Source organism: Kitasatospora sp. NPDC086791 (assembly GCF_040685975.1).
Classification (GTDB): domain Bacteria; phylum Actinomycetota; class Actinomycetes; order Streptomycetales; family Streptomycetaceae; genus Kitasatospora.
In genome coordinates this window covers 41155-58843 of record NZ_JBFBOC010000001.1, presented here as the reverse complement: position 1 = coordinate 58843, position 17689 = coordinate 41155, and the positions used below count along the sequence as shown (strand labels likewise).

4 protein-coding genes and 1 pseudogene are annotated in these 17689 nt (G+C 70.6%); all 5 read left to right on the top strand.

Annotated elements, in window-relative coordinates:
- Positions 1–72 precede the first annotated feature (72 nt).
- The 5 genes and pseudogenes from AB0Q99_RS00210 (at position 73) to AB0Q99_RS00190 (ending at position 17418) form a co-directional block, all read left to right on the top strand.
- Entirely contained in the window at positions 73–645 is a 573-nt protein-coding gene (locus tag AB0Q99_RS00210; RefSeq protein WP_363566853.1) for a hypothetical protein, read from the top strand.
- 57 nt (positions 646–702) lie between these two features.
- Positions 703–1369 (top strand): annotated as a pseudogene (locus AB0Q99_RS00205) (IS5 family transposase); the annotation flags it as partial.
- 529 nt (positions 1370–1898) lie between these two features.
- Positions 1899–3797, top strand: coding sequence for a putative Ig domain-containing protein (locus tag AB0Q99_RS00200; RefSeq protein WP_363566852.1), 1899 nt, complete (start codon positions 1899–1901; stop codon positions 3795–3797).
- Positions 3798–3987: 190 nt separating this feature from the next.
- The gene (locus AB0Q99_RS00195; RefSeq protein ID WP_363566850.1) at positions 3988–4431 is read left to right on the top strand and encodes a hypothetical protein; all 444 of its coding nucleotides are present in this window, start codon (positions 3988–3990) and stop codon (positions 4429–4431) included.
- Between the two features lie 507 nt (positions 4432–4938).
- Positions 4939–17418, top strand: a complete 12480-nt coding sequence (locus AB0Q99_RS00190; RefSeq protein WP_363566848.1) for a LamG-like jellyroll fold domain-containing protein — start codon at positions 4939–4941, stop codon at positions 17416–17418.
- The last annotated feature ends 271 nt before the right edge of the window (positions 17419–17689 follow it).

Sequence of the window (17689 nt, the reverse complement as noted above, 5' to 3'; positions counted from 1 at the left end):
CCCCCGGGCTACCCGACAGTTCCAAGAGCCGACCCCAAAAAAGACCACGCCACTACGCCCAGACCGGCGATCATGGCAGCCATGACGGATGCAACTGGACCGGAGCCGCTGGGCATATGTCTCGTGGCCAATGTCGCTCAGGAGACCAGCCACGGCGAAGGCGGGCTGGAGATCCGTAAGGGGCTGCGGCACTTCGCGCCAGGGGCGAAGGTGTGGATAGCACCGCCGGCCTGGGGCGATGGCGGCGAACGCGTCATTGTGGCCGGACGTCATCGGGGTAACCGCCGTCGTTACACCCGGATCGTGATCGAGAGCCGATTCCTGGTGAACTTCCGGGTCAGTGCCGTCTACAGCCCGGCGCTGGTGCGTGCGTTGACAGAGGCGGAGCCCGGTGAGGAGAAGGAGTTCGGCGCCCACTTCTTGTGGCCCCTGGAACAGGCGGAGAGCTGGGCACGGTCCTGGAACACGCCCAAGATGGAGGCCCGGGTGGACGGCCACCGCAGTCGGGGCCACCTGGTCACCGATCCTCCGCCCATGGAGCTGCAGCTCGACGGGGTCACCTACTACCTGGCCCATTTCAATGCCCGTGGGGCCCGCTACTCGCCCGAGCCGCCACCGGTGGAGCCGTCGCCGACGACCGGCTGAGGGAAGCGACCCGGCCCCTTTCGGAAGTGGACCAAGGTCGTGCGGTGATCACGTTCCATGGCTCGGGGAGATCTGACGGACGCCCAGTGGGCGGTGCTGGAACCGTTGCTGCCGCAGGGCATCAAGGCATCAAGCCCGGTCGGCCGCCGGTGCACACCAAACGGCAGCTGATCAACGGCATACGGTTCCGCACCCGCACCGGCATACCGTGGCGGGATCTGCCCGAGCGGTACGGGCCGTGGGAGACGGTGTACGGGCTGTTCCGCCGCTGGCAGCGCGACGGTACGTGGCACCGGATTCTCGAGCAGATCCAGGCCCGGGCCGATGCGAAGGGCCTGATCACCTGGGACATCTCCGTCGACTCCACCATCACTCGTGCGCACCGGCATGCGGCCGGTGCGCGCAAAAGGGGGATCTGCAGGTCGAGCCACCCAGCGGAGTGTTCGCCGAGCCCGACGACCATGGCCTCGGACGCTCTCGCGGTGGACTGACCACCAAGATCCACCTGGCGGTCGAGCAGGCACAGAAGCTGATGTCGCTCGTGATCACCGCCGGCCAGCGCGGCGACTCCCCGCAGTTCCAGGTCGTCCAGGGCCGCATCCGCGTGCCACGCCTTGGGCCGGGACGGCCGCGCACCCGGCCGGACAACGTCCGCGCCGACAAGGCCTACGGCTCCCGCGCCAATCGCCTCTACCTGCGCCGACGCCGCATCGGCTGCACGATCCGGCGATCGCCCACGGCTTCCTCGCCGGATCGGGCGGATCGGGCGGGCCGGGTGGGTCGGGCGACCTCGCGGCCCTGCTCGGCCGCCCGCCGCGCCCGGCGCTGGAGGTCATCACCGGCGGGCGTTGAGCGGGCGGACCCGGCCGAGGGCGGTCGGCCGGAGCCGGTGAATCCCTGTCAAGGGGGTTGTCTCGCCGGGTGGTTTCACTGAATACGGAACGGCATTCCGGGCACTATTCAGTGAATGGCTACACGCGTTGATTCCATGTCATCAGTGACGCTTGACCTGCTTCGACTCGCTTCTTAATCGGTCCTTACCCTTTTCCGTTGACCGGTGTTCATCAGCTCTGCTTTCCTTCTTGCCCAGCAGGCGGCGAGAGGCCGACGGACAGTCAATTCCGGTTGTACGAATGAATTCGACCGGAGCCGGCTCCCGACGGAATCCGCCGTCCGCCCACCCCCACGAAGGGATCGTCCCCGGCCGCCCTCAGGGCCGCGGGGCGATCGGCAGAAGAGAGGCACCCTCACCCATGGGTCACTCCCCCAGGACCGGACGCGCGAAGTACGCGGCGCTCACCGGCATCGCGTCGCTCGCGCTCGCCGCCGCAGGACTGGCCGGCGCCGCCGGTCCGGCCTCCGCGCAGGACATCTCCAGCTCGCAGAGCAGCACCGCCAACGAGTTCAACCCCTGGAGCCCGCAGAACGGCCACCCCTACCGGCACGGCGCGGTCCCCGGCATGTCCCAGCACGAGAGCTACAAGAAGTGGCTGGCCGCCCACAACCAGGCCGCGGCGACCGGCCAGCAGACGCTGTCCTACGGCGGCGGCGTCGACGGCATCGGCGTGCAGAGCGGGCACTCCAAGGTCTACCTGGTGTTCTACGGCACCCAGTGGGGCACCCAGAGCACCGACGCCAACGGGAACGCCAAGTTCTCTGGCGACTCGGCCGGTGCGGCCGGTGCCACCCAGCAGATGTTCAAGGGCATCGGCACCAACGGCGAGACCTGGTCCGCCGACCTCACCCAGTGGTGCGACGGCCCCAACGTCGCGACCGGGGCCGTGAGCTGCCCGTCCAACGCCAACTTCATCCCGTACCAGAGCGGCGGCGTGCTGTCCGGCGTCTGGTACGACAACGCGGGCGCCTCGCCGAGCCAGGCCACCGGCAACCAGCTCGCCCAGGAGGCGGTCAAGGCCGCCGGCCACTTCGGCAACACCACCGCCGCCGCCAACCGGGACGCGTACTACATCATCCTGTCGCCGCACGGCACCAACCCGGACGACTACCAGAACCCCACCACCGGGTACTGCGCCTGGCACGACTGGAACGGCGACACCACCCTCACCGGTGGTGCGGCGAGCTCGCCCTACGGCGACATCGCGTTCTCCAACCAGCCGTACAACATCGACGCCGGCTCCAACTGCGGCGTCGGCTTCGTCAACTCGCCCGGCACGCTGGACGGCTGGACGATGACCCTCGGCCACGAGTGGCACGAGATGATGTCCGACCAGAACCCGGCCGGCGGCTGGACCAACCACGTCTCCGGCAGCAGCTACAACGGCCAGGAGAACTCCGACGAGTGCGCCTGGATCCAGCCCGGCAGCACCGGCGGCGCCGCCAACATCTCCTTCGGCACCTTCGGCAGCTACGCCGAGCAGGCCAGCTGGTCGAACGACACCAACTCCTGCGCGATCTCGCACAGCATCCTGACCCACGGAAACACGGTCACGGTCACCAACCCGGGCAACCAGAGCGGCACCGTCGGCACCGCGGCGAGCCTGCAGATCAGCGCCACCGACTCGGCCTCCGGCCAGACCCTCAGCTACTCGGCCACCGGCCTGCCCGCCGGCCTGTCGATCAACTCCTCGACCGGCCTGATCTCCGGCACCCCGACCGCCGCCGGCACCTCCAGCGTCACGGTCACCGCGACCGACACCACCGGCGCCGTCGGCAGCACCGGCTTCAGCTGGACCGAGTCCACCGGCGGAGGCGGCGGCAGCGCCGTCACCAACGGCACCTTCGAGACCGGCAACCTGACCGGCTGGACCGCCGCCGGCTCCACCTCCGCCCCGTCCTCCGCCGCCCACACCGGCAGCTACGGCGCCATGGTCGGCTCCACCAGCCCGACCGGGGACTCCTCGATCGCCCAGACCTTCACCGCGCCGACCGGCTCCAGCAAGCTGTCCTTCTGGTACAGCAACACCTGTGACGACACCGTCACCTACGACTGGGCCACCGCCACCCTGAAGGACAACACCACCGGCACGACCACCACGGTCCTCGCCAAGACCTGCACCACCACCGGCACCTGGACCAACAAGACGGCGGCCGTCACCCCGGGCCACTCCTACACCCTCACCCTGAGCAACCACGACGACAACTACCCGGGTGACCCGACCTACACCTACTACGACGACGTGACCGTCTCCTGACGATCACCGCGCCGAACGCACCGGGGTGGGCCCAGCGCCCGCCCCGGTGCCGTTTTCCCGTACCGGTGCCGTTTACCGCCCCCGGTGTCGTTTCTGCCCCGAAGCCGTTTTCCTTCCCCGGGGGGGGGATCCGATCGGGCCGTCAATACGTCGAACCGGCACCACTCGCACCTCGGCAGAAGGAACCACCGTGAACCTGAGCAGACCCGCCGCCCTGGCCCTGGCCGCCGCCCTGATCACCCTCACCGGCTGCGCCTCCACCGGGACGGGCCCCTCGGCGACCGCCCCCGCCCCGGGCGCCCCGAGCCCGGCGGCCGTCACGGTGGACGAGCACGCCGACCGCACCACCGTGAAGGTCGCCGTCGGCACGACCGTCACGCTCGCCCTCCACAGCACCTACTGGTCCGCCGCGACCAGCTCCACCCCCGACGTCGCCACCCCGGACGGCACCCCGACCACCGTCCCGTCCCCGTCCTGCCGCCCCGGCGGCGGCTGCGGCACCGTCAGCACCTCCTTCACCGCCCACGCCCCCGGCACCGCCCGCCTCACCGCCACCCGCACCACCTGCGGCGAGGCCCGCGAGTGCCCGCCCGAGCAGCGCAGCTACCAGGTCACCGTCGAGGTCACCGGCTGAGCGTTGGTCAAGGCGGCCACTGCGAAGGCCTCTCGAACTCGGCCCCCGCGCTGGACGGTACTGCGACGCAACGGCCTCGGTACCGAACCGCTGGGCGCGATCGCCGCGCCGAGCCGGGCCCGGGCGGGGTGATCAGCGCTCCGCCCGGGGACGGGAAGCCGGCGGCGGTGGCCCGGGCGGGCCTTGCGGAGGCGGCCCACCTCGGCCGCGCTCCCCGCCTGCCCCTGGAGGTCATCACCGCCGGGCGATGACCGGTGGGTGCGACGGCACACCTGCGCTTGTCCGCAGTGTGATTGTCGACACGTTCACAAAGTGGTCGTCAAGTGATCAATTCAAAGCACCTGTGCGCAAAAGCCGTGCACGGCGCGTAAGTGATCAAGAAGTCCGAGTTTTATCAAGTTCAGATAAACAAGCGCCGTATTCTCTGATCAACATCTAGTCAAGGCATGTACATGTAGGGGAGATTCAACGTCGCCCTTGTGCGCACGAACCTCTCCAGGAGCAGACATGCCCCGCCGTCACGGCAGCTCGCGTCGGCACCACCTCTTCTCGTCCCGCCGACGCTGGGCGCGAGCAGTCGCGCTCGCCGTGCTGACCTCGATCGCCCTGCTGCTCACCACCGAGTCGGCGATGGCCCAGGGCGCGACGCTCCCTGCGCCGTCACTGGCCTCCGTGCGCGCCTGGTTCGCGGACCTGTGGTCGGACAAGCCCGCTCCGGACTGGGGGAAGCTGCCGCAGCAGGCCTCGGGGACGGCAGCGGGCAAGAGTCATGACGCCCCGGCGAGCGAGACCAGCAACACAGGTGAGGCCGACGGCCGGCCGGCCGGTCACAGCCCGGGCGAGCTGCCCGCCTACCAGCCCCCGACGGCCAAGGTCCCGGCCGGCGTCAGCGCCGCTGCCGGCGGCTTCGACCCCAAGGCCAGCAAGCGCCGGGCGGACAAGTCCACCGAGACCTCCGACTACTACGAGAACCCGGACGGCTCGTACACCCGCGAGTTCCACCAGAGCGCGGTCAACGTCCGGGAAGCGAATGGCAACTGGCAGAAGCCCGAGCACCAGCTGACCCAGGGACAGGGCGGACGCTGGCAGCAGAAGCCCGCGGGCAACGCCGGAAGCACCGTCGACTTCGCCGGCAACGCCAAGGACGACCACCTCGGCAAGGTCGTCATCGGCGGCGACAAGTCCTTCGCCTTCGGGCTGCAGGGCGCCGCCGACGCCGCCGCGGAGCCCAAGGACGACACCGTCCGCTACCAGCAGGTCGGACCGGACACCGACCTGCACCTGACCGCCCGCCCGAGCGGCCTCAAGGAAGCCATCGTCCTCAAGTCCGCCCAGGCCGGGAACCGCTGGGTCTTCCCGCTGGAGCTGCACGGCCTGACCGCGACCCTGACCAAGGAGGGCGGCGTCGACCTGCGCGGCGGCGACGGCAAGCCCGCCGGCACCATCCCGCCCGGCTACGCCTACGACTCGAAGGTCGACCCCCGCTCCGGCGATCCGGTCACCACCCACGCCGTGCGCTACCAGCTGGAGAGCTCCGGTGGACGCACCTCGCTCGTGGTCACCCTGGACGAGAAGTGGCTGCACGCCCCCGAGCGGGTGTTCCCGGTGACCGTCGACCCGTCCTTCAGCGCTGCCGGCGCCACCACGTACACCGAGACCAACACGCCGGTCGGCGACCACTCCATGGAGCAGGAGATCAAGGTCGGTTCGTACGACGGCGGCACCCACAACTCCACCTCCTTCCTGTCCTTCCCGAACCTCGGGCTGGACGGCTCCGGCGCCACCGTGCAGTCCGCGACGCTCAACCTCTTCATGACCTACGCCGCGAGCTGCACGCCGCAGAGTTTCGACGCGGCGGCGATCACCGTGCCGTGGACCCCCGCTGAGGTCACCAGCGCCCCGGGCCCCGGGTACGGCGCCTCAATCGGCAGCGTGAGCCCGACCCCGTCGGCGGCCTGCGCCAACTCCGCCGGAGACCTGTCCAAGGGTGACCACATCACCGTCCCGCTGGCTCCCGCGACGCTCAACGGCTGGGCCCAGAACGGTGCCCCGGACTACGGCGTGGCGCTCTACGCGGCGACCAACGACACGGCGCACTACAAGAAGTTCGGGTCGATGTACAACCCGGACGGCGCGCCGACCCTGAGCATCACCTACACCGGGGTGCTCCAGCCGCAGGTCCTGGTCCAGTCGCCGCCGAACGGCTACGCCGCGCCGACGCTCACCCCGTTGCTGGCGGCCACCGGGCAGATCGACCAGTCCGGCCGGCCGCTGACCAGCCCGAAGTTCGCCTTCCAGGTGTACTCCACCGACGGCACCAAGGTCGCCGAGTCCGGCACCGTCGACTCCAGCGACTTCCAGGCGAGCTGGGCCGTCCCGGCCGGGAAGCTGAGCTGGGGACAGACCTACTACTGGACCGTCCAGGCCTACGACGGCGTCGGCTACACGCCCAACCCGTCCTGGTACGCGCTGACCACCCAGGTGCCGCAGCCCGTCGTCACCTCCAAGCTGTCGCAGAACACCGACGACCACGGCCTCAACCCCGCGATCGGCAACTACACCACCCGCGCCACCGACGCCAAGATCTCCACCCCCGGCCCGAGCCTGGCCGTCGAGCGCGACTACAACTCGCTCGACCCGCGCACCACCGGGGCGTTCGGCACCGGTTGGTCGAGCGTGTTGGACGCCAAGGTCACCGAACAATACGACCCCGCCGGCACCCAGACCGGTGCGGTGGTGACCTACCCGGACGGTTCGGCGGTCGGCTTCGGTCGCAACGCGGACGGCACCTTCGCCCCGTCGCAGGGACGCTTCGCCACCCTCGCCCGCGCCACCGCCCCGGCCACCGGCTACACGCTCACCGACAAGAGCGCCACCGTCTACACCTTCGCCCAGCCGCTGACCGCCGGCGGCCTCGGCCTCACCGCGATCACCGACGCCAACGGGCGTGCGCTCAACCTGACCTGGGCCTCGGGCCGCATCACCACGATGACCTCGGCCGCCTCCGGCCGCAGCCTCGCGCTCACCTGGTCCACCCCGAGTGGCGCCGCCAACCCGCACGTCACCCAGGTCACCACGGACCCGGTCACCGCGGGCGACGCCACCACCGACCAGGTGTGGACGTACGGCTACACCGGTGACCAGCTCACCCAGGCCTGCTCCCCGGCGAGCGCCACGCAGTGCACCACCTACGGCTACACCGCCGCCTCCCAGTACCGTAGCCTCTCCCTCGACCAGGACCCGGCCTCCTTCTGGCCGCTCACCGAGACCAGCGGCACCACCGCGCCCAGCGCCGTGATCGCCCGGCAGGGCAACGACAACGCCACCTACCACGGCGTCACCCTCGGCAAGCCCGGCCCGCTGGCCGGCACCACGGCCACCGCGGCCGGCTTCGACGGAGCCACCTCGTACGTTCAGCTGCCCAAGCTCGGACTGGGCACCACCTCCTCGCAGAGCGTCGCGATGTGGTTCAAGGCCGACGCGGGCTCCGGCCCGGGCGTGCTGTTCTCCTACTCGGACCGCCCGATCGCCGCGACCTCCGACCGCGGGAACTTCACCCCCGCCCTGTACATCGGCGACGACGGCAAGCTCCACGGCATCTTCTGGTACGGCGACACGCCGGCCCCGATCGCCACCGCGGGCAAGGTCAACGACGGCAACTGGCACCATGTCGCACTCACCGGCTCCTGGAACGCCCAGACCCTCTACCTCGACGGCAAGCAGGTGGGCAGCCCCGCCCCGGGCTTCGGCGCCCTTGGCTACACCAACGCCCTGCCGTGGATGTACAACCAGGTCTACCTCGGCACCGGCTACCTCGGCGCCAACTGGCCCAACCAGCCGCACCCCGGGCCCAACCCCAGCACCGTCTACGCCACCTACTTCAAGGGCGCCATCGCGCAGGCCGGCTGGTACACCAAGCCGCTCGACAAGGACGACGTCAACGCGCTCTACCAGGCCGGCACCACGCCGGCCAACCTGCTGAGCTCCGCCCTGCGCCCCTCCGGCAAGACCTTCGCCTCGGTCACCTACGACGCCGCCACCGCGGGCGTCACCAAGCTCGTCGACGAGAACGGCGGCAGCTGGACCCCGGCCGCCCCGACCGTCACCGGCTCCAGCCAGGTCTACCGCGGCGCGGTCATGGGCTCCGCCCCCGCCGCCTACTTCCGGCTGAACGAGGGAGCGGGCGCGGCCGGCGCCGTCAACGAGGTCAATTCCGGTCTGGCCACGTACAACAACGCCGCCCTCGGCGGCGACGGCCCGTTCGCCGACGCCAAGGCGGCCGGGTTCGACGGCACCTCCTCCTTCCTCAAGCTGCCTTCCAGCATCCAGGTGTCGACCGCCAACGACTCGGTCGAGCTGTGGTTCAACATGAACAGCGGCTCCACCGCCGGCGGAGTGCTGTTCGACTACGCCGGCGCTCCGGTCAACGGCAATGACCCGCGCGCCAACAACTGGGTCCCGGCACTGTACGTGGGCACCGACGGCAAGCTGCACGGCAAGTTCTGGGACCAGTACGGCACCAGCTGGCAGTTGGTCAGCCCCGCCACCGTCAACGACGGCAAGTGGCACCACACCGTGCTCGCCGCCAACGCCACCAGCCAGACCCTCTACCTGGACGGCAAGCAGGTCGGCATCACCAACGGCACCCGGAGCGCCTCGGCCTCCGACTACGTGTACATCGGCGCGGGTGAGTCCTACAGCTGGCCCAGCGGTCCGACCAACGTCCTCGGCTACTTCCCCGGCAGAATCGCCGAAGTCGCCTACTACCGAGCTCAGCTGACCGCGGCCCAGGTCGGTGCGCACTGGACGGCGGGCGCCAACTCCGGCGGCCTCGCCCCCGTGCAGACCATCGGCGTCACCGACCCGCGCGGCGGCACCGTCAAGTACGAGCACGACCTGCGCAACGGCAACCGCATGATCGCGCAGACCACCGCGCTCGGTGCCCGTACCACCTACGGCTACGACACCTCCGGCTTCCTGCTCACCGAGACCGACCCCAACGGCAACGTCACCACCACCGGCCACGACGCCCGCGGCAACGTCATCACCAAGACCACCTGCCAGGACCAGGCCCGGCAGAAGTGCTCGACCACCTACTCCTCCTTCCTGCCGGACGCCACCACCACCAAGCTCACCCCGAGCCCGCTCAACGACCTGATATCCAGCGTCCGCGACGGCCGTTCCGCCGACGCCGGCGACACCAGCTACCAGACCTCCTACAGCTACGACGCAGCAGGCAACCAGACCGGCGTGACCACCCCCGCGGTGGCCGGCTTCCCCAACGGCCGCACCACCACGATCGCCTACACCGACGGCACCACCGCCGCCGCCGACTCCGGCCTCGCGCCCAAGGGCCTGCCGTACCGGACCACCTCACCCGGCGGTGCCGTCACCACCATCGCGTACAACCACAACGGCGACATCGCCTCAGTGACCGCGCCCAGCGGACTGGTCACCCGGTTCACGTACGACAACCTCGGCCAGATCCTCACCAAGACCGCCGTCTCGGACACCTACCCGGCCGGGCTGACCACCAGCTACACCTACAACAAGGCCGGCCAGCAGGACTCCCGGACCGACCCGCCCACCACCAACCGGGTCACCGGCGCGGTGCACCAGGCGAGGACCACCAGCGTCTTCGACGCCGACGGACTGGTCACCTCGCAGACCGTCACCGACCTCAGCGGCGGCGACGCCCCGCGTACCGTCGGCAACACCTACAACGCCTACGACCAGCTGGAGACCACCACCAACGCGGCCGGAGGCGTCACCCGCAACACCTACGACCCCAGCGGCGTCCGGACCAGCGAGACCTCGCCCGGTGGCAACACCACCGCGACCGCCTACGACGCGCTGGGCCGACTGCTGACCCAGACCCTGAAGAACTACACCGGGGACCCGGCCGACCCCTCCCCGGCCAAGGACCTGGTGCAGTCCTCGCGCGCCTACGACCCGGCCGGCCGGCTCGCTTCGCTGACCGACGTCAACGGCAACGTCACCAAGTACACCTACACCGACAACGGGCTCACCGCGACCGTCACGCGCACCGACCCGACCGGCGCCCAGTCGTACGTCCTGCAGTCCAACACCTACGACGCCGCGGGTAACGTCGTCGAACAGCGCACCAACAACGGCGCCACGGTGACCCGCAACGTCTTCGACGCGGCCAACCGCACCACCGCCACCACCGTGGACCCGAACGGCGTCAACCGCACGACCACGCTCAGCTACACGCCGGACGACCACGTCGCCGCCCAGCAACTGCGCGACGCGACCGGCGCCACCCACACCACCACCAGCACCTACGACGCGACCGGCCAGCAGACCAGCCGCTCGGTCCAGTTCGACAGCGCGGGCAACCCGGTCGGCTGGTGGGTCCTGGACCAGGCGGCCGGCGGCACCGTCCCCGACGCCTCCGGCACCGGCAACAACGCGACCACCGCGGGCGCGGTCAGCTGGCCCGGCGGCGCGGCCGGCTTCGACGGCACGGGCGGCACCGTCTCCACCAACGGCCCGGTGCTGAACACCGCCACCTCCTTCACGGTCTCCGCCTGGGTCAACATCGCGGACACCGACACCTGGCACGCCGCCGTGATGCAGGGCGGCACCAACCAGCTCTCCATGCTGCTGGGCTTCGACCGCTGGAGCGGCTGGGCCTTCACCGTCTCCGGCCGGGACGCCGCCAACTCCGGCTTCAGCCAGGCCTCCTCCGGCCTCGCCGCGGTCAAGACCAACACCTGGACCCACCTGGTCGGCGTCTACGACTCCGCCACCGGCGCGATCAGGCTGTACGTCAACGGTGCCCTGGCCGGCTCCGGCACCAACCCAGCCCCGTGGAGCGGCGGCGGCGCACTCGTCATCGGTGCCACCAAGGCCGCCACCGGCCCCGCCCGTGACCTGATGAAGGGCCAGGTCGCCAACGTCCAGGCCTACCAGCGGGCGCTCGGCGACGCCGACGCCTCGGCCCTGTTCACCACTGGACGCGGCGGTGGCACCACCAACGCGCCGCGGCCGGCGGCGGCCGCCTGGAGGCTCGACCAGACCTCCGGGCTCAACGTCCCCGACGGCACGGGCAACGGCTACCCCGGCACCGTACCCAACACCGTCCGCTGGACCGGCGACGCGGCCGCCTTCGACAACAACGGAGCCGTGATCGCCAGCACCGGCCCGGTGCTGAACACCGCCACCTCCTTCACGGCCTCCGCCTGGGTCAACATCGCGGACACCGGCACCTGGCACGCCGCCGTGATGCAGGGCGGCACCAACAACCTCGCGATGCTGCTGGGCTTCGACAAGAACAGCGGCTGGGCCTTCACCATCGCCGGTGCGGACAACCTCAACACCGGCTACAGCCAGGCCTCCTCCGGCCTCGCCGCGGTCAAGACCAACACCTGGACCCACCTGGTCGGCGTCTACGACTCCGCCACCGGCGCGATCAGGCTGTACGTCAACGGCGCCCTGGGCGGCACCGGCACCAACCCGACGCCGTGGAACGCCACAGGCAAGGTCTACCTCGGTGCCACCCAGGCGGCCACCGGCAATGCCCGTGACCTGATGAACGGCCAGATCGCCAACGTCCAGCTGTACCAGCGGGCGATCTCCGACACCGACGCCGGCACCCTGTATTCCGCCGGACGCACCAGCGCCGTCCGGCTCAGCCAGCCCGCCGCCGCCTGGAAGCTCGACCAGACCAACGGTCCCACCGTGCCCGACGCCGGCGGCGCCAACCGTGACGCCACCGCGCTCAAGGCCGTTGGCTGGACCGACTCCTCGGCCACCTTCGACGGCACCGGCGGTGCCGTCAAGACCGCCTCCGTGCTCAACACCACGGCTTCGTACACCGTCTCGGCCTGGGCCAAGGTCTCCGACTTCTCCGACTACCGCAGCATCGTCACCCAGAGCGGATCACAGACCGCAGCCTTCATCCTCCAGTACTCCCCGGCGGTCGGCTGGGCCTTCCACACCACCTCGACCGACGCCTACAACCCGGTGTGGTGCACCGCCTCCTCCGGCACCGCCGCGCCCAAGCTCAACACCTGGACCCACGTGGTCGGCGTCTTCGACGGCCCGACCGGCACCATGCGGCTCTACGTGGACGGCGCCCTGGCCGGCACCGGCACCAACACCACCGCATGGAACGGCACGGCCGGTACCGTCATCGGCGCCACCATGCCGGCCAACGACTGGCCGCGCGACCTGATGAACGGCCAGGTCTCCAACGTCCAGCTCTACCGCTGGGCCCTCCAGGCGGGCGACATCGCCAACCTCACCAAGAACGGCCGCACCGGCGGCACCATCACCTCCACCACCACCCAGCAGGCCACCGTCAGCTGGAAGCTCGACCAGCGCGGCCTGCCGGTCGAGATGACCGACCCGGTCGGCAACAAGACCAGCTACCTCAACGACGAAGCCGGTCACCAGGTGCTCACCAGCGCCCCCACCGTCAACGTCGAGACCGGCGGCGGCACCCCCGTCGCCATGCACCCCACGACCACGGTCGGATACGACACCTTCGGCGACGTCACCGAGACGCAGGACCCGAACGGCAACACCGTCACCACCGCCTACGACGCGGGCGGCCGGGCGACCAGCGTGACCCTGCCCGCCTACACCAAACCGGACGGCAGCGGCACCATCACCGGAGCCAAGTCCACGCGCGAGTACGACCCCGACGGGCACATCACCAAGAGCACCGACGCGCTCCAGCGCGTCACCACCTACCGTTACACCCAGCTCGGTGACCTGGCCGTCACCATCGACCCGAAGAACGGCACCACCCGGACCGTCCGGGACGCGGCCGGCCAGGTGCTCTCGACCATCAGTCGCGGCGGCGCCGAGACCCGGGCCACCTACGACTGGCTCGGCCGGCGGATCACCGCCACCACGCTGGAGCGCTACCCCAGCCCGGTCTCCGCCACCACCACCTACTCCTACGCCCCCTCCGCGAGCAACCCCGGCGGCGCCTTCCCCGCCTCCGTCACCAGCCCCGGCGGCATCACCACCTCCACCGGCTACAACCAGGTCGGCGAGGCCGTCTCCACCACCGACGGCGCAGGCAACATCACCCAGGTCCAGTACGACGCCATGGGCCGGCCCGCCACCAGCAGGGCGCCCGACGGCACCTGGACCAAGCTGACGTACGACCAGCTCGGCAACGTGGTGCAGACCCGCAGGCTCGACCTGGACGGGACCACCGTCCTCGCTGCCAGCACCGCCACCTACGACGCGGGCGGCCGGCTGCTCTCCACCACCAACCCCAATGGCCGCACCGAGCGCTACACCTACGACGCCTCCGGCGCGCTGACCAGCCAGACCGAGCCGATCAGCGACACCTCCTCGATCACCACCGGGTTCGGCTACGATGCGGCCGGCCACCGCACCCGCATCACCGACGGCCGCAACCACAACTGGATCTACGGCTACAACAGTTGGAACCTGCCGGAGAGCGTCACCGAACCGGCGGTCTCCACGGCCGCGTACACCTACACCGCCGACGCCGACCGCACCAGCCGGACCGTCTACGACGCGGCCGGCCGTCCGACCCTGCAGATCGCCCCCGGCGGGGTGCGTCAGCAGCTCGGCTACGACGACCTCGACCAGGTCACCTCCCAGAGCGGCAGCGGGGCCGAAGCCGAGACCGCCACCCGCGCGTTCGACTACGACTCCGACGGTCGGATGACCAGCGCGTCCACCGCCGCCGTGGGCACCACCATCGCGGCCACCTCGGAGACCTTCAGCTACAACGACCGCGGCAGCCTGCTCACCGCGAGCGGCAGCGGGGGGTCCAGCAGCTTCGCGTACAACGTCGACGGCCTGATGACCTCGCGCACCGACGCCGCCGGCACCGCCACCTACGGCTACGACGGCGCGGGCCGACTCAACGCGCTCAAGGACCCGGTCACCGGCACCTCCCTCAGCCTCGGCTACAACGCACTCAACCAGCCGGCCACCATCACCTACGGAACCGGCGGCAACGTCCGCACCTTCGGCTACGACAAGCTGCACCGGCTCACCAACGACACCCTCGCCAAGCCCGGCGGCGGCACCATCGCCGCCATCGGATACGGCTACGACCCCGCCGGCAACCTGACCTCCAAGACCACCCAGGGCTTCGCCGGGCCCACCACCAACACCTACACCTACGACCACGCCAACCGCCTCACCTCCTGGAACAACGGGACCACCACCACGGCCTACGAGTACGACGCCTCCGGCAACCGCATCCGGGTCGGCGGCAACGTCTACACCTACGACGAGCGCAACCAGCTCACCGGTGACGGCAGCGCGATGTACACCTACAGCGCGCGCGGGACCCTGACCAACGTCAAGGCAGGCCTCACCAACGCCGCCAACGGCTCCGACGCCTTCGGCCAGCAGGCCGTGCAGGGCACCCAGCGCTACACCATGGACGCCCTCGGCCGGGTCGTCACCGGCCAGACCACGGGGGCCGGCACCCGGACCTTCAGTTACTCGGGCCAGGGCAATCTGATCGCCTCCGACGGCGCCAGCACGTACGGCCGGGGCGTCGCGGGCGACCTGATCGGCATCGGCACCGTGGGCCAGCCCACCACCAACACGCTCGCGTTCACCGACCAGCACACCGACGTCGTCGCCAACTTCACCGCCACCGGCACCGCCCTCACCGCCTCCGTGGCGTACGACCCCTTCGGTGCCTCGATCGGCGCCAGCGGAGCCTCGATCGGCCAGCTCGGCTACCAGAGCGGCTGGACGGAGCAGTCCACCGGCCGGGTCAACATGGCCGCCCGCTGGTACAACCCCGGCACCGGCCAGTTCATGAACAAGGACACCTGGTCGCTCAGCCCCACGCCCAACTCGGCCGCGGGCAACCCGTTCGCCTACGCCGGCGACAACCCCTTCAGCGGCACCGACCCGAGCGGGCACGGGCTCTGGGGCAGCATCAAGAGCTTCGCCGGAAAGGCCGTCAACAAGGTCGTCAGCGTGGCCAGTTCCGCCTGGAACGCGGTGACCAGTGCGGCCAGTTCGACGTGGCACGCCGTCACCGAGACCTACCACGCCGCCACCAGCTGGGTCGCCGACCGTGCCAGGGACGCCTACAACTTCGTCGTCGACACCTACCACGACGCGGTGAAGGCGGCCGTCCGGCAGGCCGAACGCATCCACCGGGCGCTCGAACAGGACATCGCCCGGATCAAGGACAACATCGCCAGACTCCAACGACAGACGGCCGCCTACGTCAGCCAGGCCCGGCAGCAGATCGCCCAGGCGTACCACGCCACCGAGCAGTTCGTGGCCACCGCGCGCGACACCGTGGTCGAGACGGCCAAGGGCGTCACCCAGTACGTCAAGGACCACGCCGCCACCATCGCCTCGTTCGCCGTCTCGGCCGCCGTCTTCATGGGCTGCGAAGCCGTGGTGACGGTCGCTACCGGCGGCACCATGTCCATCCCCGGTGCCATGGCCTGCGGCGCCCTCGCCGGCGCGGCCGGCGGGGCCGTCGACCAGGGCGCCAAATGCCTCGGCGGCCAGCAGGGCGCCTGCTCCATCGGGAACTTCGCGATGGCCGCCGGCCTCGGCGCCCTCGGCGGAGCCGTCGGCGGCGGCATCGGCGGAGCCCTCGGCGGCAAGCTCGCCCAGACCGTGGTGGGCAAGGTCCTGCCCCGGGCCGTCACCACCGTCCTGGAGGAGACCGCCATCGGCGGCTTCTCAGGAGCCGCCACCGGCGCCCTCAACTACGGCGTCACCTGCGGCTCCGCCCAGGCCGGCTGCAGCTGGTCCGGCGCGGGAAACGCCACCGTCAGCGGAGCCATCGACGGAGCCGTCGGCGGGGCGGCCGGCGGTTCCTTCGGCGCCGGCGCCCGCGCCGCCAAGGAGCGCTCCGGCTCGGGGTCGGGCGGCCGACGGGCGGAGGCCTGCGAGACGCACAGCTTCACCGGCGCCACCCCGGTCCTGATGGCCGACGGCAGCACCAAGCCGATCGCGCAGATCAAGGAAGGCGACGAGATCGGCAACTCCGTCCCGGGTACGGAGGGTACGGAGACGCACAGGGTCGACAAGGTCATCGTCACCACGACCGATCACGACTACGTCGACGTCACCGTCACCCCCGACACTCCTGACACCCCCGACACCCGCGGAGTCGCTCCCGAGGCCGGCGGAACCCGCCGGTCCGGGGCGCTGAAGCGCCTCGCCCTCGGCCTCGCCGCCGCGGTCGCGGCCTTCACCACCCTGTCGGCCACTCCCGGCGTCGCCCCCGAGGCCTCCGCCGCCACGGCCACCGCACCCGCCGCGTCGACCCTGACCACCACCGACAACCACCCCTTCTACGACGTCACCCGGAACGCCTTCGTCCCCGCGAAGGAGCTCCGCCCCGGCGACCGCCTCCAGACCCCCACCGGCACCGCCACCGTCCGGGGCACCCGCCGCTACGAGGCCGGTGCCACCACCTACGACCTGACGGTCGACGGCCTCCACACCTATTACGTCCTCGCCGGCACCACCCCGCTGCTGGTCCACAACTGCGGCGGCGACCACTACGACTGGGACGGGAGCGTCAGGTTCGAGGCCCCGGACGCGCAGGGCCGGCCCGGCACCATGCACGCCTCGGTCAGCAAGCCGATGCTCGACAAGGGAACCGCGGCGGACAGCGCGGAGCTCCCCCCGGGCTGGCGCGGTCACGGCACGAACTGGAACGAGGGGCGCGGCCACCTGCTGGCCAACCGGCTGGGCGGCCCGGGCAAGGGACCCCTCGCCCAGTACAACCTGGTCACCCTGACGCAGAACCCCATCAACACGCCCCTGATGCGCGACCTGATCGAGAAACCGATCTACCAGGCAGTCAAGAACGGTGAAACCGTCCAGTACTCCGTGACCCCGGTCTATGAAGGCGGAAATCCCGCGCCGATCCGCCTGGAATTCTCTGCCTACGGAAACAAGGGGTTCCAGTTGTCCGGATTCCTGGACAATCCGGCCGCCAACCCCGTCACCTCGGGGTTCCGTCTCTGGTGAGACGCTTTCCGGCCCGCGCGCCCCGCGCGGGCCGGAAAGCATGCGCTACAATGACGCGACTTTTGCCACTCCGGAGGCCTGCATTGTCCCGCACCACACCGGCCCGGCCGATGGACATCGAAGCGCTCTTTCCCGGGCTTCGACACCACGCGACCACCGCCACCCGCCTCCACCCGCGACCGGGTGACCCAAAGGCGTCCGACAGCTCCGTCGGAGGCATGCTGCTGTGGCCTTCGAACGAGGTCTGGCCCACCTGCACCGCCGTACACCG